Source organism: Enterobacter cloacae complex sp. P2B, assembly GCF_014895985.1.
Taxonomy (GTDB): domain Bacteria; phylum Pseudomonadota; class Gammaproteobacteria; order Enterobacterales; family Enterobacteriaceae; genus Enterobacter; species Enterobacter bugandensis.
The window spans coordinates 232,506-253,271 of sequence record NZ_JADBQQ010000007.1; the positions used below are offsets into that span (position 1 = coordinate 232,506).

Annotated in this window: 19 protein-coding genes; 13 read left to right on the forward strand and 6 right to left on the reverse strand. The window is 58.5% G+C overall.

Annotation, left to right across the window (positions count from 1 at the left end):
• Positions 1-54: 54 nt before the first annotated feature.
• The 6 genes from IM313_RS07450 to IM313_RS07475 all read left to right on the forward strand — a co-directional run bounded on the left by IM313_RS07450 (position 55) and on the right by IM313_RS07475 (position 8,222).
• Positions 55-2,028 carry a PhoX family phosphatase gene (locus tag IM313_RS07450; RefSeq protein WP_192971452.1) on the forward strand — a complete coding sequence of 658 codons (1,974 nt, stop codon included), beginning with the start codon at positions 55-57 and terminating at the stop codon, positions 2,026-2,028.
• A gap of 102 nt (positions 2,029-2,130) precedes the next feature.
• The gene (gene pheP / locus IM313_RS07455) at positions 2,131-3,519 is read left to right on the forward strand and encodes a phenylalanine transporter (RefSeq protein ID WP_192971451.1); all 1,389 of its coding nucleotides are present in this window, start codon (positions 2,131-2,133) and stop codon (positions 3,517-3,519) included.
• A gap of 244 nt (positions 3,520-3,763) precedes the next feature.
• Positions 3,764-4,999, forward strand: coding sequence for an MFS transporter (locus IM313_RS07460; RefSeq protein WP_192971450.1), 1,236 nt, complete (start codon positions 3,764-3,766; stop codon positions 4,997-4,999).
• 15 nt (positions 5,000-5,014) lie between these two features.
• Positions 5,015-6,040: a sugar phosphate isomerase/epimerase gene (locus IM313_RS07465; RefSeq protein WP_192971449.1), complete on the forward strand. Its 1,026-nt coding sequence runs from the start codon at positions 5,015-5,017 to the stop codon at positions 6,038-6,040.
• Positions 6,033-7,175, forward strand: coding sequence for a Gfo/Idh/MocA family protein (locus IM313_RS07470; RefSeq protein ID WP_192971448.1), 1,143 nt, complete (start codon positions 6,033-6,035; stop codon positions 7,173-7,175). The genes IM313_RS07465 and IM313_RS07470 overlap by 8 nt, the downstream gene beginning before the upstream one ends.
• 75 nt (positions 7,176-7,250) lie before the next feature.
• Positions 7,251-8,222, forward strand: a complete 972-nt coding sequence (locus tag IM313_RS07475; protein WP_047362669.1) for a LacI family DNA-binding transcriptional regulator — start codon at positions 7,251-7,253, stop codon at positions 8,220-8,222.
• On the opposite strand, the gene IM313_RS07480 is transcribed toward IM313_RS07475, so the two are convergent.
• Together IM313_RS07480 and IM313_RS07485 are read right to left on the reverse strand one after the other, a co-directional pair.
• On the reverse strand, positions 8,223-9,467 hold the full coding sequence (locus IM313_RS07480; RefSeq protein ID WP_041911005.1) for a mechanosensitive ion channel family protein: 1,245 nt from the start codon (positions 9,465-9,467) through the stop codon (positions 8,223-8,225).
• Between the two features lie 65 nt (positions 9,468-9,532).
• Positions 9,533-10,969 (reverse strand): MFS transporter, encoded by a 1,437-nt coding sequence (locus IM313_RS07485; protein WP_048998955.1) that lies wholly within the window; start codon positions 10,967-10,969, stop codon positions 9,533-9,535.
• Between the two features lie 107 nt (positions 10,970-11,076).
• Between IM313_RS07485 and IM313_RS07490 the strand changes: the two genes are divergently transcribed.
• The 3 genes from IM313_RS07490 to IM313_RS07500 all read left to right on the forward strand — a co-directional run bounded on the left by IM313_RS07490 (position 11,077) and on the right by IM313_RS07500 (position 12,683).
• On the forward strand, positions 11,077-11,946 hold the full coding sequence (locus tag IM313_RS07490; RefSeq protein WP_047367648.1) for a helix-turn-helix transcriptional regulator: 870 nt from the start codon (positions 11,077-11,079) through the stop codon (positions 11,944-11,946).
• 139 nt (positions 11,947-12,085) lie between these two features.
• Complete coding sequence (locus IM313_RS07495; protein WP_192971447.1) at positions 12,086-12,415, forward strand: type II toxin-antitoxin system RelE/ParE family toxin; 330 nt, start codon at positions 12,086-12,088, stop codon at positions 12,413-12,415.
• Positions 12,396-12,683, forward strand: coding sequence for a helix-turn-helix domain-containing protein (locus IM313_RS07500; RefSeq protein WP_028012247.1), 288 nt, complete (start codon positions 12,396-12,398; stop codon positions 12,681-12,683). Before IM313_RS07495 ends, IM313_RS07500 begins: the two co-directional genes overlap by 20 nt.
• Before the next feature lie 36 nt (positions 12,684-12,719).
• Here the strand turns inward: IM313_RS07500 and nfsB are convergent, their stop codons facing one another.
• The 3 genes from nfsB to IM313_RS07515 all read right to left on the reverse strand — a co-directional run bounded on the left by nfsB (position 12,720) and on the right by IM313_RS07515 (position 14,442).
• Entirely contained in the window at positions 12,720-13,373 is a 654-nt protein-coding gene (nfsB, locus tag IM313_RS07505) for an oxygen-insensitive NAD(P)H nitroreductase (RefSeq protein ID WP_041911001.1), read from the reverse strand.
• Between the two features lie 120 nt (positions 13,374-13,493).
• Positions 13,494-13,862: an MmcQ/YjbR family DNA-binding protein gene (locus IM313_RS07510; protein WP_028012250.1), complete on the reverse strand. Its 369-nt coding sequence runs from the start codon at positions 13,860-13,862 to the stop codon at positions 13,494-13,496.
• Positions 13,852-14,442, reverse strand: coding sequence for a TetR/AcrR family transcriptional regulator (locus tag IM313_RS07515; protein ID WP_028012251.1), 591 nt, complete (start codon positions 14,440-14,442; stop codon positions 13,852-13,854). Before IM313_RS07515 ends, IM313_RS07510 begins: the two co-directional genes overlap by 11 nt.
• Before the next feature lie 190 nt (positions 14,443-14,632).
• Here IM313_RS07515 and IM313_RS07520 point away from each other — a divergent pair, with 190 nt between their 5' ends.
• Complete coding sequence (locus IM313_RS07520) at positions 14,633-15,736, forward strand: RomA family MBL fold metallo-hydrolase (RefSeq protein ID WP_048960930.1); 1,104 nt, start codon at positions 14,633-14,635, stop codon at positions 15,734-15,736.
• Positions 15,737-15,768: 32 nt separating this feature from the next.
• Entirely contained in the window at positions 15,769-16,110 is a 342-nt protein-coding gene (locus IM313_RS07525; RefSeq protein WP_028012253.1) for a RamA family antibiotic efflux transcriptional regulator, read from the forward strand.
• A 56-nt stretch (positions 16,111-16,166) separates the two neighbouring features.
• Here IM313_RS07525 and IM313_RS07530 read toward each other — a convergent pair whose 3' ends face one another.
• The gene (locus tag IM313_RS07530) at positions 16,167-16,415 is read right to left on the reverse strand and encodes a DUF1158 domain-containing protein (RefSeq protein ID WP_041910998.1); all 249 of its coding nucleotides are present in this window, start codon (positions 16,413-16,415) and stop codon (positions 16,167-16,169) included.
• A gap of 488 nt (positions 16,416-16,903) precedes the next feature.
• On the opposite strand from IM313_RS07530, the gene IM313_RS07535 reads away from it, so the two are divergent.
• Together IM313_RS07535 and IM313_RS07540 are read left to right on the forward strand one after the other, a co-directional pair.
• The gene (locus IM313_RS07535; RefSeq protein WP_192971526.1) at positions 16,904-19,612 is read left to right on the forward strand and encodes a cation-transporting P-type ATPase; all 2,709 of its coding nucleotides are present in this window, start codon (positions 16,904-16,906) and stop codon (positions 19,610-19,612) included.
• A gap of 83 nt (positions 19,613-19,695) precedes the next feature.
• Positions 19,696-20,760, forward strand: coding sequence for an efflux RND transporter periplasmic adaptor subunit (locus tag IM313_RS07540; RefSeq protein WP_192971446.1), 1,065 nt, complete (start codon positions 19,696-19,698; stop codon positions 20,758-20,760).
• Positions 20,761-20,766 lie beyond the last annotated feature (6 nt).

Below are 20,766 nucleotides of genomic sequence, written 5' to 3' on the forward strand. Positions count from 1 at the left end.
TTCTTACACTGGTCGCCAACTCTTTTACCTCTTGGCCAATGACAGGAAGCCGCTATGGGCAGACCCCTCAAATCCGTTTTTAAAAAAGAACATCGCGACGACATCGCTAACCGCAGCGCAAACCCGGTATTCTCCGAGGTAGCAGAGGTGTTCCTCTCCCGCCGCCGTTTTCTCCAGATGGGGGCCGTTGCGGGGGCCGCCGTATCATTCCCGTTTCTGATCAAACCTGAGAACGCTATTGCCGCGGTATCGAAACCTTCCGCGCTGGCAAAAGCGGTTTCCCTGGGCTTTACCAGCATCGACGTCTCCACCGAAGATACGGTCAGGGTGCCGGAAGGCTATATTGCCCGCCCGTTCTATCGCTGGGGTGACCCGACGGGGATCAAAAACAACATGCCGGCCTTTAAGCCGGACGCCAGCAACACCACGGACGAACAGGCCGTGCAGGCGGGTATGCACCACGACGGCATGGCGTGGTTTAGCCTGCCGCAGGGGGAGCAAAACCCGGAGCATGGCCTGCTGGCGATGAACCATGAATACATCGACAACGGGATGCTGTTTACCGACGGTACGGCGAACTGGAGCCTCGACAAGGCCCGCAAGGGGCAGAACGCGATGGGCGTTTCGGTAGTGGAAGTGAAAAAAGCGGGCAGCGACTGGCAGGTGGTACGCCCGTCTTCATATGCCCGCCGCATCACCGTCAATACGCCGATGCAGCTTACCGGCCCGGCGCGGCATCAGGACTTAATGAAAACCGCCGCCGACCCGCAGGGGGAACGCGTGCTGGGCACCATGCAAAACTGCGCTAACGGCCACACGCCGTGGGGCACCTATCTCACCTGCGAGGAAAACTGGTCGGATATTTTTGTCAAAAAAGCCGATCTCAATCCGCTGGAAAAACGCTACGGCATCAGCGACAGCGATGAATCCTACCGCTGGAACGAGGTGGACGAGCGGTTCAGCGTCGATAAAACCCCTAACGAACCCAACCGTTTCGGCTGGGTCGTGGAGATCGATCCCTACAACCCCACCTCCACACCGCGCAAGCACACCGCCCTGGGCCGCTTCAAGCATGAGGGGGCAGCCGTCACGCTCGCCGCCGATAACCGCGTGGTGGTCTACATGGGGGACGATCAGAAGTTTGAGTACATCTATAAGTTTGTCTCGGACAAAAAATACGATCCCGCGAACCGTGAAGCCAATATGCAGCTGCTGACCTCCGGCACGCTGTACGTCGCCAGGTTCAACGAGGACGGTAGCGGCGACTGGCTGCCGCTGATCTACGGGCAAAACGGCCTGGATAAGAGTAAAGGGTTTGAAAGCCAGGGGGATCTGCTGATTAAAACCCGCCTGGCAGCCGACGCGGTGGGGGCAACCAAAATGGATCGCCCCGAATGGATAGCCGTCGATCCGCACGCCAGCGGCAGCGTCTACTGTACGCTCACCAACAACAGCGATCGCGGGAAAGAGGGGAAAGCGCCGGTGGATGCCGCCAACCCGCGCGCCAACAACGTGTTTGGGCATATCATGCACTGGCACGAAGACGGCGCGGACCCTGCTGCCGCACGTTTTAAGTGGGATATTCTGGTCATGGCCGGACGCACCGACGGCGACGATCCGAAGGCCAAAGGCTCCATGCAGGGCGCGGCATTCGGCAGTCCGGACGGACTCTCTTTCGATCATCAGGGCGTCCTGTGGATCCAGACCGACGTCTCCTCCAGCACCATCAATAAGAAAGCGTATGAGGGGATGGGCAATAACCAGATGGTGGCGACCATTCCGGGCACCAACGAGTATCGCCGTTTCCTGACCGGGCCGCGCGGGTGTGAGATCACCGGCATTGCGTTTACGCCTGACAACCGCACGCTGTTTATCAACATTCAGCACCCAGGGGAGGGCGGGGATGATATTACCGACCCGGCCAATCCTCGCGCCGTCTCTAACTGGCCGGATGCCAGTCCGAACGGACGCCCGCGATCGTCCACGGTGGTAATCGTTAAAGCGGACGGCGGAATTATCGGGTCGTGACGTTTATCCGCCGGGCGCACGCGCTGGCCCGGCGTTAAGCTTGCTACCACCAGCATGAAGTGTTAAAACGTGCCCCTTCTAAAAAAGAGACAGGGGTAGGGCGTGAAAGACACGTCATCCGCTTCAGGCCATGGTCGCGCTGAAGCCTCGTCGGATCAGAATCCGACGCTGCAACGTGGTTTGCAAAATCGACATATTCAGTTAATTGCCCTCGGCGGCGCAATCGGTACCGGGCTGTTTCTCGGCATCGGCCCCGCCATTCAGATGGCCGGCCCGGCGGTTCTGCTGGGTTACGCTATCGCCGGGATTATCGCCTTCCTGATCATGCGCCAGCTCGGCGAGATGGTCGTTGAAGAGCCGGTGTCAGGCTCCTTCGCGCACTTTGCCTATAAATACTGGGGCCCGTTCGCAGGCTTCCTCTCCGGCTGGAACTACTGGGTGATGTTCGTGCTGGTGGGGATGGCGGAGCTGACCGCCGCAGGTATCTACATGCAGTACTGGCTGCCGGACGTGCCCACGTGGATCTGGGCGGCGGCCTTCTTCATCATCATTAACGCCGTTAACCTCGTCAACGTGCGCCTGTATGGTGAAACCGAGTTCTGGTTTGCGCTGATTAAGGTGCTGGCGATTATCGGCATGATCGGCTTTGGCCTGTGGCTGCTGTTCTCCGGCCACGGCGGCGAGCGTGCCACTATCGACAACCTGTGGCAGCACGGCGGCTTCCTGGCGACCGGCTGGAAAGGGCTCATCCTCTCGTTGGCGGTGATTATGTTCTCCTTCGGCGGTCTGGAGCTGATTGGCATTACCGCGGCCGAAGCGCGCGATCCGCACAAAAGCATTCCTAAAGCGGTCAACCAGGTGGTGTACCGTATTCTGCTGTTCTATATCGGCTCGCTGGTGGTGCTGCTGGCGCTTTACCCGTGGGTGGAAGTGAAGTCCGACAGCAGCCCGTTCGTGATGATTTTCCACGATCTCAACAGCAACGTGGTCGCTTCGGCACTGAACTTTGTCATTCTGGTGGCCTCTTTGTCGGTGTACAACAGCGGGGTCTACTCCAACAGCCGTATGCTGTTTGGCCTCTCCGTACAGGGCAACGCACCGAAGTTCCTTACCCGCGTCAGCCGCCGCGGCGTGCCGGTGAATTCGCTGTTCCTTTCCGGCGCGATTACGTCTCTGGTAGTGCTAATTAACTACCTGCTGCCGAAACAGGCCTTCGGCCTGCTGATGGCGCTGGTTGTCGCCACGCTGCTGCTGAACTGGATCATGATCTGCCTGGCGCACCTGCGTTTCCGCGCGGCGATGCGCCGCAAGGGGCGCGAGACGCAGTTCAAAGCGCTGCTCTATCCGGCGGGGAACTACCTCTGTATCGCGTTCCTGGCGTTGATTCTGGTGCTGATGTGCACCATGGATGAGATGCGACTTTCAGCAATGCTGCTGCCGGTATGGGTGGTGTTCCTGTTTATCGCGTTTAAGCTCTCACGCAAAAAGTAACCCGTTTTTCTCCCTCTCCCTGTGGGAGAGGGCCGGGGTGAGGGCAACAGACCGCACCAAACCAGACCGCACCTGCCTTCACGCCCGGTGGCGCTGCGCTTACCGGGCCTACAAAACACTGCTTCATCTTTATCGTGACCCCCCTCCCAAATCTTCTACGATCCACAGGATCTTTATTTTGTAATCGATTACTTTTCATTTGAACTGTTTTGTAATCGATTACTTTTTCCGGATGAGGCTTATCATGGTGTCAACTGAAAGTAGTGAAAAGGCGATAACACAGCACCGGCTACTGGTGCCGCGGCTGTCGCTGATGATGTTTCTGCAATTTTTTATCTGGGGTAGCTGGTCGGTCACGCTTGGCCTGGTGATGACCCAGCACAACATGTCTCTGCTGATTGGCGATGCGTTCTCCGCCGGGCCCATCGCCTCCATTCTCTCGCCGTTCGTGCTCGGGATGCTGGTGGACCGCTTCTTCGCCTCGCAGAAGGTGATGGCGGTGATGCACCTCGCGGGCGCGGCGATCCTCTGGTTCGTGCCGGGGGCGCTGATTGCCGAGAACGGCGCGCTGCTGATTGGCCTGCTGTTTGGCTACACGCTCTGCTACATGCCGACGCTGGCGCTGACCAACAACATCGCGTTCCATAGCCTGGCGAACGTGGATAAAACCTTCCCGGTGGTGCGCGTGTTCGGCACCATCGGCTGGATCGTGGCGGGCATTTTCATTGGCGTCACCGGCGTGGCGTCCAGCGTTACCATCTTTCAGGTAGCGGCGGCCAGCTCCGTGCTGCTGGCGCTTTACAGCCTGACGCTGCCGCACACGCCTGCGCCCGCGAAAGGCCTGCCGGTGAAGGTGCGGGATCTCTTCTGCGCGGATGCGTTCGCGCTGCTCAAAACCCGCCACTTTTTCGTCTTCTCCGTCTGCGCGATGCTGATCTCCGTCCCGCTCGGCACCTATTACGCCTACACCGCCTCGTATCTGGCGGATGCAGGAATTGCCGACGTCAGCACCGCCATGTCCTTCGGGCAGATGTCCGAGATCTTCTTCATGCTGGTCATTCCGCTGCTGTTCCGCCGTCTGGGGGTGAAGGTCATGCTGCTGATCGGCATGCTGGCGTGGTTCGTGCGCTACGCCATGTTCGCGCTGGGCGTCAGCGAGGAGGGGCGCATTCTGCTGTATCTCGGCATTCTGCTCCACGGCGTCTGCTACGATTTCTTCTTTGTCGTCGGCTTTATCTACACCGACCGGGTGGCGGGCGAAAAGGTGAAAGGCCAGGCGCAGAGCATGATTGTGATGTTCACCTACGGCATCGGCATGCTGCTTGGCTCGCAGATTTCCGGCGCGCTCTATAACCGCCTGGTGGCAGGGCAGGCCGTGCCGCAGGCGTGGGTGACATTCTGGTGGATCCCGGCGGTAGCGGCCGCGGCGATCGCGCTGATTTTCCTTCTCACGTTTAAGTATGACGATGACAAGGCGTAACGTTCAGGAGGTGGTATGAGGACGATGAAAGGACCCGGCATTTTTCTGTCGCAGTTTATTGGCGCAGAAGCGCCGTTTAATACGCTCGACGGGCTGGCTGAATGGGCGGCAGGTAAAGGTTATAAGGCGGTGCAGATCCCCTGCAACCATCCGCACATCTTTGACGTCGAGAAAGCCGCAGAGAGCCAGGCCTACTGCGATGACATCGCCGCTACGCTGGCCGCACACGGGCTGGTTATCAGCGAACTGTCTACCCATCTGGAAGGGCAGCTCGTGGCGGTGAACCCCGCCTACAGCGAGGCGTTTGACCACTTCGCGCCCGCGTCCGTGCGCGGTAACGATGCTGCGCGTCGGGCGTGGGCAACCGAAAAATTGAAGCAGGCGGCGATAGCCTCGGCCAGATTAGGCCTGAAGGCGCACGCGACCTTCTCCGGCTCGCTGGCGTGGCCGTTTTTCTATCCGTGGCCGCCGCATAACGAGCAGCGTTTTCAGGAAGCGTTCGAGGAGCTGGCAACCCGCTGGCGGCCAATACTGGATACCTTTGGCGAGCAGGGGGTGGACGTCTGCTTTGAGCTGCATCCCGGGGAAGATCTGCACGACGGCGTGACCTTCGAGCGTTTTCTGGCGCTGGTGGATAACCATCCGCGCTGCAACATCCTCTTTGATCCGAGCCATATGCTGCTCCAGCAGATGGACTATCTGGCCTTTATCGACATCTTCCATGCGCGCATCAAGGCGTTCCACGTGAAGGATGCCGAGTTCCGCCCCAGCGGGCGCAGCGGCGTGTACGGCGGCTACCAGCCGTGGATCAACCGCGCCGGTCGCTTCCGTTCGCCCGGCGACGGGCAGATCGACTTTAAGGGCATTTTCAGCAAGCTGACCCAGTACGACTACGAGGGCTGGGCGGTGCTGGAGTGGGAGTGCTGCCTGAAGGATGGCGATACCGGCGCGCGCGAAGGCAGCGAATTTATCCGCCGCCATATCATTCCCGTTTCCGAACGGGCGTTTGACGATTTCGCCGCAGGGGGCAGCCATGATTAACGTCGGGATCGTCGGCAGCGGGTTTATTGGCCCGGCACATATCGAGGCGCTCAGGCGCCTCGGGTTTGTTCAGGTGGTCGCGCTGTGCGACGGCTCGCTCGTTAAGGCGCAGGAAAAGGCGCGCCTGCTAAACGTACCGCACGCGTACGGCAGCGTTGAGGAGCTGCTCGCGCACCCTGATTTGCACGTGGTGCACAACTGCACGCCGAACCACCTGCACGCACAGATTAACCGCCAGATCCTGCGCGCGGGCAAGCACGTGTTTTCCGAAAAGCCGCTGTGCATGACGCCTGAGGAGGCGCGCGAGCTGGTGGCGCTGGCGGAGCAGGCGGGCGTGGTGCATGGCGTGAGCTTCGTCTATCGCCAGTTTGCGATGGTGCGTCAGGCGGCGAGCATGCTGCGCGCAAGCAGCCTCGGGCGGATTTTTGCCTCACACGGCAGCTACCTCCAGGACTGGATGCTGCTGGAAACCGACTACAACTGGCGGGTGGATGCCGCGCTCGGCGGCGCATCGCGCGCGGTGGCGGATATCGGCTCCCACTGGTGCGACACGGTGCAGTTCGTCACCGGGCGGCGCATTACCGAGGTGATGGCTGATTTATCCATCGTCTGGCCGACGCGCAGGGCCAGCAAGGGCGGGAATCAAACCTTCTCCCATGACGAACAGGCGGAGTATGAAGACAAACCAGTCACGACCGAAGACTTCGGCTCGGTGCTGTTCCGCTTTGACGACGGCAGCAAGGGCTGCTTTAGCGTCTCGCAGGTGAGCGCCGGGCGTAAAAACCGCCTGACGTTTGAGATCAACGGCAGCGAGCGCTCGCTGGCGTGGGACCAGGAGGTGCCGCAACAGCTGTGGATCGGCCATCGTGCGCAGGCCAACCAGACGCTCACCGACGATCCGGGCCTGATGAACCCTGACGTTGCCGACAGCGCCCATTTCCCCGGCGGGCACATTGAAGGCTGGCCGGATGCCTTCAAAAATATGATGGCGCAGTTCTACCGCGCCGTGCAGGCGGGCACAATGCCGGAGACGCCGCAGTTTGCGACGTTTCACGATGGCGCAAACGTGATGTATATCATTGATGCCATAGTGAAAAGCCATCAGCAGCAGCGCTGGGTGCGCGTGGAATGCTGAAGCATTGCCCGGTTCGCCGGGCAACAAATTTATGGTAGCCTGCACAAAACGCTAACCGCAGGATGTATCGTCGCTATGTCAATTCAGAAAATCGCTCAGCTGGCCGGGGTTTCCGTGGCAACGGTCTCCCGCGTGCTGAATAACAGCGACACCGTGAAGGCGAAAAACCGCGAGCGCGTTCTGCAGGCGATTCAGGAGAGCAACTACCAGCCAAACCTGCTCGCCCGTCAGCTGCGCACCGCCCGCAGCTATATGATCCTGGTGATGGTGTCCAACATCGCCAACCCGTTCTGCGCCGAAGTGGTGAAGGGCATCGAAGCCGAGGCGGAGAAAAACGGCTACCGCATTCTGCTATGCAACTCCGGCTCGGACATCGAGCGCTCCCGCTCGGGCTTGAGCCTGCTCTCCGGCAAAATCGTCGACGGCATTATCACCATGGACGCCTTCTCGAAGCTGCCGGAACTTGCCGCGCTGATTGGTTCTGCACCGTGGGTGCAGTGCGCCGAATACGCCGATGCGGGCGCGGTCTCCTGCGTCGGCATCAATGATGTGGACGCTTCACAGCATGCCGTCAGCCAGCTGGCCGACGGCGGCCGCAAGCGTATCGCGATGATCAACCACGATCTCAGCTACAAGTATGCCCGCCTGCGCGAACGCGGCTACAAGAGCGTGATCCACCTGCGGGATCTGGACTATCAGGCAGTGGAGTATGCCAGCGATCTCAGCTCCGGGGCGGGCATGGCGGCGATGCAAAACCTGTTAAAAGATAATCCGCCGGATGCGGTATTTGCCGTTTCCGATACGCTGGCGGCGGGCGCGCTGCGCGCCATTCAGCAGGCAGGTCTGCGGGTGCCAGAGGATATTGCCGTGGTCGGCTTTGACGGTACGGAGCTGGCGGACATGATTTCACTTACCACCATCGAACAGCCGTCGCGGGATATAGGGCGCAAGGCGGTCAATCTTCTCTTAAACAAAATCGACAACCCGGATGCGCCCACGGAAAGGGTGATGATGGACTGGCGCTTTATTTCCCGCGCCAGCACCTGATTATCTGGCAATAACGCCTGCCAGGGAGCGAATATCGTTCCCGGTCGGCGACTGGTGAATACGCAGGCCAAACTCATCCACTACCGCGAAAATATGGTCGAAGATATCGGCCTGAATATCTTCGTATTCCGCCCAGATTACCGTATTGGTAAAGGCATATATTTCAATCGGCAGCCCGTTGGCATCCGGCGCCAGCTGGCGCACCATCAGCGTCATATCTTTACGAATACGCGGATGATTACGCAGATATTCATTCAGGTAGGCGCGGAAGGTGCCGATATTGGTCATCTTGCGCAGGTTTAATACCGATTCCCCTTCGCCGTTCTGCTGATTCCACAGGCTAATTTCCTCATGCCGCGCGGCCAGATAAGGCTTCAGCAGTTTCGCCTGAATCAGCTTCTGCTGCTCCTGCTCGTCGAGAAAATGAATGCTGGTGGTATCGATATTAAGGCTGCGCTTGATGCGTCGCCCGCCGGAGGCGGACATCCCACTCCAGTTGATAAAGGCGTCGGAGACCAGCGCCCACGTCGGAATGGTGGTGATGGTGTTATCGAAGTTGCGTACTTTAACGGTCGTCAGGCCGATGTCCGTCACCGTACCATTAGCGCCGTACTTCGGCATCTCCAGCCAGTCGCCGAGCTTGAGCATGTCGTTGGCGGAAAGCTGAATACCCGCCACAAGGCCGAGTATCGGGTCTTTAAACACCAGCATCAGGACGGCGGCCATCGCACCCAGACCGCTGATCAGAATCGCCGGGGACTGGCCGATCAGCAGGGAGATAATCAATATCCCCACCAGGATAGCGCTCACCAGCTTGATGCCCTGGAAGATCCCCTTCAGCGGCAGCTGCGAGGCGGTCGCCATCTTTTGCGATAGATTAAATATCACGTCCAGCAGCGAGAAGAAGGAGAGCAGGGCATACACCATCACCCACAGCTTCGCGCAGGTGGTGAGTATTTCCGCCGCTTCGCTGCCTTTTTGCAGCCACAGTACCGCCTGAACGTTGACGATTATCCCCTGCAGGGTAAAGGCCAGACGGTGAAATAATTTATTCTGGGTAATAATTTGCAGCCATAAATGGCTACTGGCCTGCGCGCGTTTCTCGAATGCGCGCAGCACCAGTTTGTGCAAAATAAAATGAACAATGATGGCGGTGAGAAAAATAATACCAAAGATAATCACTAAAGAGGTGGTGTGATTAATTTCAATCCCTAACTCTTCAACCTGAGCAATTAATTCCTGCATAACGTCTCCTGTATTGTTGCAGCCCCATAATGGCGGCTGCGGATCTATTATGCAAATTCACAGGGTTATTTGGCGGCCTCACAGACCTTCACTACCGGCAGGCAGAGACGATGACGCATGCGCAGCGTCGCCAGCGCCAGGATAACCATCAGGCCGGTTTCCACCGCCAGGAAAAGGGTAATCGCCTGCGCGTAATCCCCGTGGTAATGCTGCAGCCCGTGCAGCAAAATCGCCCCGAAAATGGCCGGTCCCAGACCCAGCGCGGCCTGCTGCAGCGTGCTGAGAATGGCGCTTGCGGCCCCTGCGTCGTCAGGCTGGATATCGCGCATCCCGATGCGGTAGAAGCTGTTTACAATCAGCGCCTGACCGTAGCCCACCAGCCCGGTGGCAGGGGCCAGCGTCAGCGCGGTGTTGTTTACGCCCCAAATCCGGAACGTCGCGATGAGCGCCAGCAGGCCGATTATCTGAATTGCCAGACCCGTCAGCAGAATCGTGCTGGTACTGTAGCGGGCAATCAACCGTGGCGCGAACCAGGCAGAGATAAAATAGGTCACGCCCAGGGCGATAAAGCTGTTCCCGGACTGCCACGGCGCCATCCCCAGACCGGTCTGCATGGTCAGCGCCATACAGAACATAAACCCGGACCAGACGCTGAAAAAGAGCAGCGCAATCACGATGCCAAAGCGAACGCTGCGAAGCTGAAGCAGGCGTGGCGGGATCAGCGGATGGGCATTCTCTCTCTCCTTTTTGCGCGCGTTCCGCGCCATCAGCCAGGCCAGCGGAATAATGGCAAGAAGCATAACCTTCAGCGACCACGGCCAGTGCCACTGGGGACCGAGCGCCATCGGGAACAGCAGGCAGCAAAGAATGAGGGCCAGCAGCACGGTGCCTGTCCAGTCGATGCGCGACGGTGTTTCACGACGGGTTTCCGGCACGTAGCGGCGGCTTAACGCCAGCACCACCAGACAAATCGGCACGTTGATAAAGAAGGCGTTACGCCAGCCCAGCCCGGCGATATCCGCCGACACCAGCCAGCCGCCGCCCATCTGCCCGACGATAAACGCAATCCCGCCAATGCCGCCAAACAGGCTAATGGCTTTCGCGTGGGCGCTACCTTTTAGCGTGACGTGCAGCGTGGCGAGGATCTGCGGCATGATGAGCGCTGCCCCCGCGCCCTGAACGATGCGTGCGGCCAGCAGTTGTTCAATATTTCCCGCCATCCCGCACAGCAGCGAGGCCAGCCCAAAAACTGCCACGCCCCACATAAACAGGCGACGGCGGCCAAGGTTATCCCCCAGCTTGCTGCCGAGCGCAAGGCAGACGGCAAAGGCCACGCCGTAGAGAGCGACAATGAGCTCCAGCTCGGTGGCGGTGGCATGCAGCGAGTGGGTGATGGCGTCCAGCGCCACGTTGGTGATTGAGGTATCAATCATCGGCAGCATCTGGCCGGTTAACAGCAATATCAGGCCTGCGCGACCCGGTGAAACAACTGACGTATTCATGGTAACTCCATTGCGTCATTCATCAGATGGTCGTAGCATCAACCATCTGATAAACGGGTACCAGTTCTTGCTTATACTGGTACTGGCACTACCATGCAGGGGGATTTATGGCCTTGATGTCTGAACCCGTCACCTCACTTCAGGATGACACCCGAAAACAGCTGGGGGCATTTTTACGTGCCCGGCGGGAAAGCCTCGATCCCCAGCGTCTCGGCCTGCCGCGCAGCGGTCGGCGGCGCACGCCGGGCCTGCGCCGGGAAGAGGTGGCGATGCTCGCTGACGTGGGCGTGACCTGGTACACCTGGCTTGAGCAGGGCAGAGACGTCAACCCCTCCAGCGCAGTGATGGCCGCCATCGCAAAAGCGCTGCAGTGCACCCCGACCGAGGCCCGGCATCTTTTCGTGCTCGCCGGCTTGCCGCCGGGTGAAGCCCCGCAGGCGGTCTGCTGCGAGGGCATCAGCGAAGGCACGCGCCGCCTGCTGGATACGCTGATGCCTAAACCCGCCAGCATTCAGAAGCCCAACTTCGACATCGTCGCGTGGAATGACAGCTTCGGGCACCTGATGGGCGTCGATTTCAACGCCATCCCGCCGGAAGACCGCAACTGTATTTACCTGTTCCTTACCCATCCGGCGTGGCGCGCGCGTCTCGGCAGACGCGACGACGTGCTGCCGATTTTCGTTTCCTATTTCCGCGCGGCGATGGCCGAGCACCGGGGCGACCCGCTCTGGGAAGCCAAACTGGCGCGTTTTTTTGCGGTTTCCGAGGAGTTCAAAACCCTGTGGCACCAGCGCAACGACGTGCGCGGCGTGGAGAACCAGCTCAAGCTGTTTACCCATCCAGAACTGGGAGATTTTACGCTGCAGCAGATGTACTGGTACTCCGCGCCGCGAAACGGATCGCGGCTGCTGGTGTATCTCCCGGTGGATGAGGCGGGGGAAAGGGCGATGGAATGGCTGGCGGCGCAGGGGAAGTAAGTTTTTTGCGAGGCGCTTTCAGGTAATCAAAGCGGCTCCGGTTCTTCCTGTTAAAAATGGGTAAGGTGGGACACGAAAAGCTAAATTAGCCTTTAATGCAAATTGCCTTATATGCTAATATCATCAGGGATGAAATATCGTGTTCAGACTTATCGTTCATGAGGCGGTAAGGGAAGAGATTCTCTTACTACCTGCTGGGGTGAAGGCGAAGCTGATTTGCCAGCTTGATAAATTGCGTTTAAACCCGACGGCTCTTCGGGAACCTGACAGCAAACCATTGCCGCATGGCCTGTTTGAAATAAGGACCGTTGGGCTGATCCATACCCGAGGTATCTATGTTTACCAGCGGGAAAAGACGATTTTTCTTTTGCGCGTGTTTGTTAAGAAGACGCAAAAAACGCCCTCTGCTGAACTTCGTCTGGCACTGAAGCGACAACAGGAGATGTTGGATGAGCAAGAAAATTATTGACTGGGATGAACTCAGGGCTGAACTGTTAAGCGATTCAGAGGTTCAGGCTTCCTTTGATGCAGAAGAGCGCAAGGAGCGTTTGCGGGAGATGCTGGCGCAATGGCGCAATCATGCTGGCCTGACGCGCGCCCAGGTGGCGGAGCGGATGGGCGTCAGCGCACCAACGGTTTCAAGAATGGAAGCGAATATTACCCGGGCGAGTCTCGATACATTAACGCGTTATGCGCTGGTGTGCGGGATAAAGCATCCGCAGATTACGCTTTATTGAAAACGGGCACGCCTCAAGCGGGCGTGCCCGAAACGATCAGCACTCGGTCACAATCGTGCTCAGCGGCAGACGAGACTTCGGCAGCGTGGCGTTAAAATCTTCCACGCTGTGATGCCCAACCGGCACCACCACCAGGCTGGTGAAGCCTTTCTCTTTCAGACCAAACTCTTCATCCAGAATCGCCGCGTCAAAGCCTTCAATCGGCACCGCGTCCAGGCCCATTGCGGCCACGCCCAGCAGGAAGTTACCGACGTTCAGGTAAACCTGTTTCGCCATCCACTGGTCGTCATCTTTCAGATCCACGCGGTGCATGTCGGCGAAGTAGGTGCGGCCCTTATGGTTCGCGGCTTTAGCTTCCGGCGTGTTGAAACGGCCATCGGCCTCTTCCTGGTCGACAACGCGTTCCAGCCAGGCGTCGTCCATCGCGGTTTTCGCGCAGAACACCACCACGTGAGAGGCGTCCAGCATTTTGCGTTCGTTGAACACGTAAGTGCCCGCGGCGGATTTTGCCACGCGGGCTTTTCCTTCCTCGGTGCTGGCCACAATAAAGTGCCACGGCTGGGAGTTGGTGCTGGACGGGCTGTACTGCAGAAGGGTTTTGATTTTCTCTGCTTCTTCAGCGGTCAGTTTTTTGGTTGGGTCGAACGCCTTAGTAGAGTGGCGTTTCAGGGCGACAGAAATGATATCCATGACTACTCCTGGTAATGAAATTCGCCCGTGCGCGGGCGCGAAAGGAGAGCAGATTACCGCGCGAAGCGGCAAAAGATAAGTGCGATTCGAGCGGTTATACTGTTCGGCACAGACGAACAATCAGGCAGGGCGTATCCATTTCTGGTCTTTTTTCGGCAGCTTATCGACGACCAGGTTCCACGAATCCTCGATCAGGTCGGCGACCAGTTCTGGCGTGATGTCCTCGGTGCCGTAGAGCGAAATCCAGTGTTTTTTATTGAGGTGGTAGCCCGGCTCAACGCCACGGTAAATCTGCTGATTTAACAGGGATTTTTCCGGGTCGGATTTCAGGCTAACGTGGGGGCGTCCGTGCGCGGTGGCCATCAGCATAAAAATTTTCCCGCCCACCTTAAACACGTCGTACTCGGGGCCAAACGGCCAGCAGTGTTCGGTGAAAGGCATCTCCAGCGCGACGCGTTTTGCGTGCGCCTGCAGGGATTTACTGTCCATCGTTATCCTCCTGAGCCAGCCCGCGCCACATGGCTTCGAAACCCAGCGCTTTAAAATCGGTGGCGCGGGACGGATCGCGGGTGGCAAACTCCATGGTGGTTTCCGCCAGCGATAAGAAAAGCGCATCGCCAAACGTTTTGAATTCATCGGACATAAACACCGGGCGCACCGAACGGCGGCATAGCTCGTGAAGTTCCGGGAACATCTCTTTCACCGCCTGTTCCGTTTCAGCGCTCAGCTTTTCACTCACGCCAATCTGGCGGATCGCCGCATGCGCCACGGGGTTACGAATCCCCCAGTCCACGTAGCTGTTCCAGATATTGCGGGTATGCTCTTTAGGAAGCGTGAGGGTGCGATCGAGGTTCGCCAGCATGGTCTGGCAGAGATCCTGCTTGAGGTGCAGGTAAAGGGCATTCAGCAGATCGTCTTTAGTAGCAAAGTAGCGAAACAGCGTGCCTTCAGCGACGCCCGCATTACGGGCAATTAACGCCGTTGAGGCGGCAATACCTGACTGTGCAAATGCCACCGTCGCGGCTTCCAGTAAGGCCTGTTTTTTATCTTCACTCTTCGGACGTGCCACTAAATTTTTCCCCCTTTCAATTATAAAAACCCTGATTGAAACACGTGCTTTGACACGCTGCAACGCGGAATGTCAAAGATCGAAAACGTCTTGACGACTTTATCATCATATCTATAATGAGTGCTTACTCACTCATAATCAAGTTTCCCTCGCGTAAACCATCGGATGGCGCGCGTTTTCGGGTCAGGATATGAAAAAGCCTCTCTTCATCTGCGTGGTGTTCCTCATGATTATTGCTTCAGCTGCGAGTTTACCGTTTGTTCTGAATGCCGGATTTGGCCAGCCGCCGCAGGGTGCGCAGCTCACGGAAGTGGAGGCTTCTCCGCACTATCGCGACGGGAAGTTCCACAACGCGCTCCCGACGCCTGGCTTTACCGGGCAGCAAAACATGCTGGTGGCGTGGTGGCAGTTCCTGACCCGTAAAACCGAAAACGCTCGTCCGGCGCAGCCGCTGCCGCTGGTGAAAACCGATCTGGCGAGCCTGCCTCTGGAGCAGGATACGCTGGTGTGGCTCGGCCACTCCTCGTGGTATATGCAGCTGGCGGGAAAACGCATTCTGATCGACCCGGTCCTCGGCAACTACGCCGCGCCGTTCTCGTTCCTCAATAAAGCGTTTGCGGGAGAGTATCCGTGGCGCGCGGAGAGCATGCCGGAAATCGACCTGCTGATTATCTCGCACGATCACTACGATCATCTGGACTACGCCACCATCCGGGCGCTACTGCCGAAGGTGAAGCGCGTCGTTACGCCGCTCGGCGTGGGATCCCACCTGCGCTACTGGGGAATGAAGCCTGAGATTATCGACGAACGGGACTGGAACCAGTCGGTGCACATCAGCGATGCGCTGACGGTTCATGTCCTGCCCGCGCGCCACTTCTCGGGGCGCGGCATTAAGCGTGACCAGACCCTGTGGGGCAGCTTCATGTTTGTCACGCCAGAGCAGAAGGTCTATTACAGCGGCGATTCCGGTTATGGCCCGCACTTTAAGGCCATCGGCGAGCAGTTTGGCGAAGTGGATTTAGCCATCATGGAAAACGGCCAGTACGACCAGGACTGGAAGTACATCCACATGCTGCCGGATGAAACGGCGCAGGCCTCGGCGGACCTCAATGCGAAAGCGGTGGTGCCGGGGCATAACGGACGCTTCGTGCTGGCGAAACACACCTGGAACGATCCGCTGATCCAGCTGGCGCGGGCCAGCAAGGACAAAAACTATCGGCTGCTGACGCCGGAACTCGGTGAGCCGGTCCGGGTGAGCGATAGCACGCAACAATTTCGTGAGTGGTGGGAATAATGTTGAACCAAGAAACAGAAGGGGAGAGCAGCATGACGATTTCCGCTCAGGTCATTGATACGATTGTCGAATGGATCGATGACAACCTACACCAGCCGCTACGCATCGAAGAGATCGCCCGCCACGCGGGTTACTCCAAGTGGCATTTACAGCGGCTGTTTATGCAGTACAAAGGCGAAAGCCTGGGGCGCTACATCCGCGAGCGCAAGCTGCTGCTGGCGGCGCGGGATCTGCGTGAATCTGACGAGCGCGTGTACGAAATCTGCCTGCGCTACGGCTTTGAATCGCAGCAGACGTTTACGCGCATCTTTACCCGCACCTTCCATCAGCCGCCCGGGGCTTACCGCAAAGAGAACCATAGTCGGGCGCATTGAAATTGACGAAACAAAGGCCGGGTAAGGCATCGCTGCTACCCGGCTTTTTTATTGGCCTACGACGCCAGTGAAAACCAGCGGCGCCAGACGAAACGCAGGATGAAGAATTCGATAGCGCCGAGCAGTAAAAACCACACGCAGAACAAAATGGTGTAGAGCTGGTTCAGATCGACCATATGAAAGGTTTGAACCAGCTTCTGCGCCAGCACCAGACCCAGCGACGGCGCGGGTAGCAGTAAGCAAGAGATCAGGGCCATCAATAAAATGCCCCCCGCAGTCAGCAGCGATTCCAACGGGTGTTTCATCGTAATGTTAATCGTCAGTTAAAAATGTCATTGTCCGGCATCCTTTAACGTAAAGCAATATCAACCCGTCGGCCCTTTTTTAATTAAATAATTCCTTCCCCCGAAGAATAATGCGCGGAAGGAGAATAATTTAATCCTGATGATTAAATTAATATCGCGCTATGTAAATAAATGTCTGCATCACGAAAATAATTTTACAAACATATAGGTGCTATATCCAATTAACGTCGCAATAACAATGGCTGCGACAATGTATAACGCCAGGCGCCGTCCGCGATAAATACCAAACATGGTTCCCCCTCGTTTAGGATTGGTTTAGAAATATTTTGTAAAAATCAGCTCGTCGAAATAATTTTAATCAATTTTGAATAACCCAGTGGTAAATATATTGCGGTAGATCAATTTTACCCGCAAGACTTTATAATCAATTTATTTAAGCCAGAAAGGAATTCAGGCTTCTGTTCACCGGATATTGAAGGAAAAATATGATGACCGAAAAAAAATACTCCCCAAACGTGCCGCCTTCCGGCGGGCTGGCATACCAGCAGACCGCAGAGCAGGTGCTTACCCACGTGCAGAGCCAGGCCAGCGGTCTGGATCGTGCAGAGGCGCAGGCGCGTCTGCAAAAAACAGGGCCGAACGCGCTGCCGGAGAAAAAAGGTAAACCCGCCTGGCTGCGTTTTTTGGCACATTTTAACGATGTGCTGATTTACGTTCTGCTGGCCGCCGCGGTATTAACGGCGGTAATGGGTCACTGGGTCGATACGCTGGTAATTTTGGGCGTGGCGGTCATCAATGCGCTAATTGGCCATATTCAGGAAAGCAACGCGGAAAAATCGCTGAAGAGTATTCGCAATATGCTTTCCAGTGAGGCGCGCGTTATTCGTAACGGCAACCATGAAACTATACCGACGACGGAAATAGTTCCGGGCGATATTATTGTATTGCGCGCGGGGGATCGTATTCCGGCGGATATGCGTTTAATCGAGGCGCATAATTTACGCGTGGAGGAGGCGATTCTCACCGGTGAGTCCACCGTGGTGGATAAACACACGAATCCGCTGAGCGGCGAATTACCGCTGGGCGACCGCACCAATATGGTCTTCTCAGGAACGACCGTGAGCGCGGGCGGCGGAATCGGCGTGGTCATTGCCACCGGTAAGGATACGGAGCTCGGCCACATCAACCAGATGATGGCGGGCATCGAAAAGCACCGTACCCCGCTGCTGGTGCAGATGGACAAGCTGGGTAAAGCCATCTTCGTCATTATTCTGGCGATGATGGCCGCGCTGTTCGTCTTCAGCCTGATGTTCCGCGAGATCCCGATGGGCGAGCTGCTGCTCTCCCTGATTAGCCTGGCGGTCGCCTCCGTACCGGAAGGCCTGCCGGCGATTATCTCCATCATCCTCTCCCTGGGCGTGCAGGCGATGGCGCGCAAGCGGGCGATTATCCGCAAGCTGCCGACGGTTGAAACGCTGGGCGCGATGACCGTGGTCTGCTCGGATAAAACCGGGACCCTGACCATGAACGAGATGACGGTAAAAGCCATCATCACCGCCGACGTCTGCTACCGCGTGGACGGCAACAGCTACGAGCCGGTAGGCAATATCTACCTGGAAGGCAGCGATGAGCCGGTGCAGGTCCAGCCGGGCACCGTCCTGGAGCAGTACCTGCGCACCGTTGACCTGTGCAACGACAGCCAGCTGATTCAGGACGAGCGTGGCCTGTGGGGCATCACCGGCGGGCCAACCGAGGGCGCGCTGAAGGTGCTGGCGGCCAAGGCCCACCTCGAGCCGGTCGTGACCACGCTGGTTAACAAGATTCCGTTCGATTCTCAGTACAAGTACATGAGCACCCACTACCAGATTGGCGGTGAGGAGCAGATTTTGATTACCGGCGCGCCGGACGTCATTTTCGCCCTGTGCAACCAGCAGCAGACGCGTAACGGTGCGCAAGCGTTCAACCGTGCGTACTGGGAAACGGAGATGGAGCGCTATGCGCGTCAGGGGCTGCGCATGGTCGCCGCGGCGTTTAAGCCGGCGAACGGCGAGCAGGAGCTGACGCACGACGACCTGAGCCACGGCCTGATCTTCCTCGGCATCGCCGGGATGATGGATCCGCCGCGTCCGGAAGCGATTGACGCGATTAACGCCTGCCAGCAGGCGGGGATCCGCGTCAAGATGATCACCGGCGATCACCCGCAGACGGCGATGAGCATCGGCCAGATGCTGGGGATCAGCAACAGCGAGCAGGCGGTCACCGGCTATCAGTTGGAGAAAATGGACGACGCCGAGCTGGCGGAAGCGGCGGTGAAGTATGACATTTTCGCCCGTACCAGCCCGGAGCATAAGCTGCGCCTGGTGAAAGCGTTGCAGGATAAAGGTGAAATCGTCGGCATGACCGGCGACGGCGTAAACGATGCCCCGGCGCTGCGCCAGGCAGACGTCGGCATCGCGATGGGCATTAAGGGCACGGAAGTCACCAAAGAGGCGGCGGACATGGTCCTGACGGACGATAACTTCGCCACCATCGCCAGCGCGGTGAAAGAGGGGCGTCGCGTTTACGACAACCTGAAGAAAACCATCCTGTTCATCATGCCGACCAACCTGGCGCAGGGGCTGCTGATTGTGATTGCGCTGCTGGCGGGGAACATCATTCCGCTAACGCCGGTGCTGATTCTGTGGATGAACATGGCGACCTCCGCCACGCTCTCCTTCGGCCTGGCCTTTGAGGCCGCCGAGCGCAACATCATGCGCCGCCCGCCGCGCCAGACCGGGCAGCACGTAATGGACGCCTACGCCGTGTGGCGCGTGGCCTTCGTCGGCACCATGATTGCCATCGCCGCCTTTGCGCTTGAAGCCTGGCTGGCCCCGCGCGGGCACAGCGCGGAGTTCATCCGCACCGTGCTGCTCCAGATGCTGGTCTGCGCCCAGTGGGTGTACATGATTAACTGCCGCAACACCGAAGGGTTCTCCCTGAACCGCGGCCTGCTGGCGAACAAAGGGATCTGGCTGGTGACGGGCGTACTGTTCCTGCTCCAGGCGGCCATTATCTACCTGCCGTTTATGCAGATGCTGTTCGGCACCGAAGCGCTGCCGCTGCGCTACTGGTTCGTGACGCTGGCGGTGGCTGGGGTGATGTTCTTCGTCGTCGAAATCGAGAAGCGACTGACCCGCAGGTTCCGTAAGGCTGCATAACGAAAATCTTACCCCTCACCCTAACCCTCGCCCCTTTGGGGAGAGGGCCGGGGTGAGGGGAGAAACAACGCTGAGGTACTCCCATGAAACTTCCACTCCTGTTCGCCCTTCTTGTCAGTACCCTGCAACCCGTCTTCGCCGCCGCGGTCCCCGTTCGCGTCGCCACCGTGGAGCAGACCGCCCACGCCGCCGAGCGCCAGATCCCGGGCCGCATCGAAGCCATTCACACCGTTGAGCTGCGCGCGCGTACGGAAGGCGTGATAACGAAAATCAACTTCCGCGACGGGCAGTACGTGAAAAAAGGCGACGTGCTGTTCGAGCTGGACGACGCCGAGCCGCGCGCTGCCCTGCGTCTGGCGCAGGCTGAAGTGAGAAGCGCTGAAGCCACGCTGCGTCAGGCGCAGCAGCAGCTTTCCCGCTTCGAAAGCCTGGGCAGCAGCAACGCCATCAGCCGTCACGACGTGGACAACGCCCGCATGCAGCGCGACGTGGCGAGCGCCGCGCTGGAGCAGGCGAAAGCCCGGCTCGACACCCGCAGCGTCACCCTGAACTACACCCGCATCACCTCGCCGATTGACGGTCGCGTGGGCCACAGCCAGTTCCACGTGGGCAGCCTGGTGAATCCTGCCAGCGGCGTGCTGGTGGAGGTGGTGCAGCTCGATCCCGTCCGCATCGCCTTTGCGCTGGAGGAGGGGGCGTTTGCCACCAAAGCCGGACAGCACGCGGATATCAGCGCCATGAAGCAGGCCTGGCAGGCGCTGATCGACAGCAACGGCCAGCGCGTCGGCGGGGAACTCACCTCCGTGGACAACCGCATCGATCCGCGCACCGCCAGCGTGATGCTACGCGCCGAGTTTGCTAACCCGCGCCATCAGCTGCTGCCCGGCGGCAACGTGAATGTTTATCTGCGTCCGGCGAGCGAGCAGCCGGTGCTGACGCTGCCTGCCGCTGCGGTTCAGCAGAGCGGCGACGGGTTCTTCGCCTGGGTGGTTAACGCCGACGGCAACGCCGAAAGGCGCCCGCTGAACGTGGCCGGCCAGATCGGCCAGCAGTTTCAGATTGCCTCCGGCGTGAAGCCCGGTGAGCGAGCGATTACCGACGGCGCGCAGCGCGTGCAGCCCGGCGCTGCCGTCCAGATACTCAATTAAGGAGCC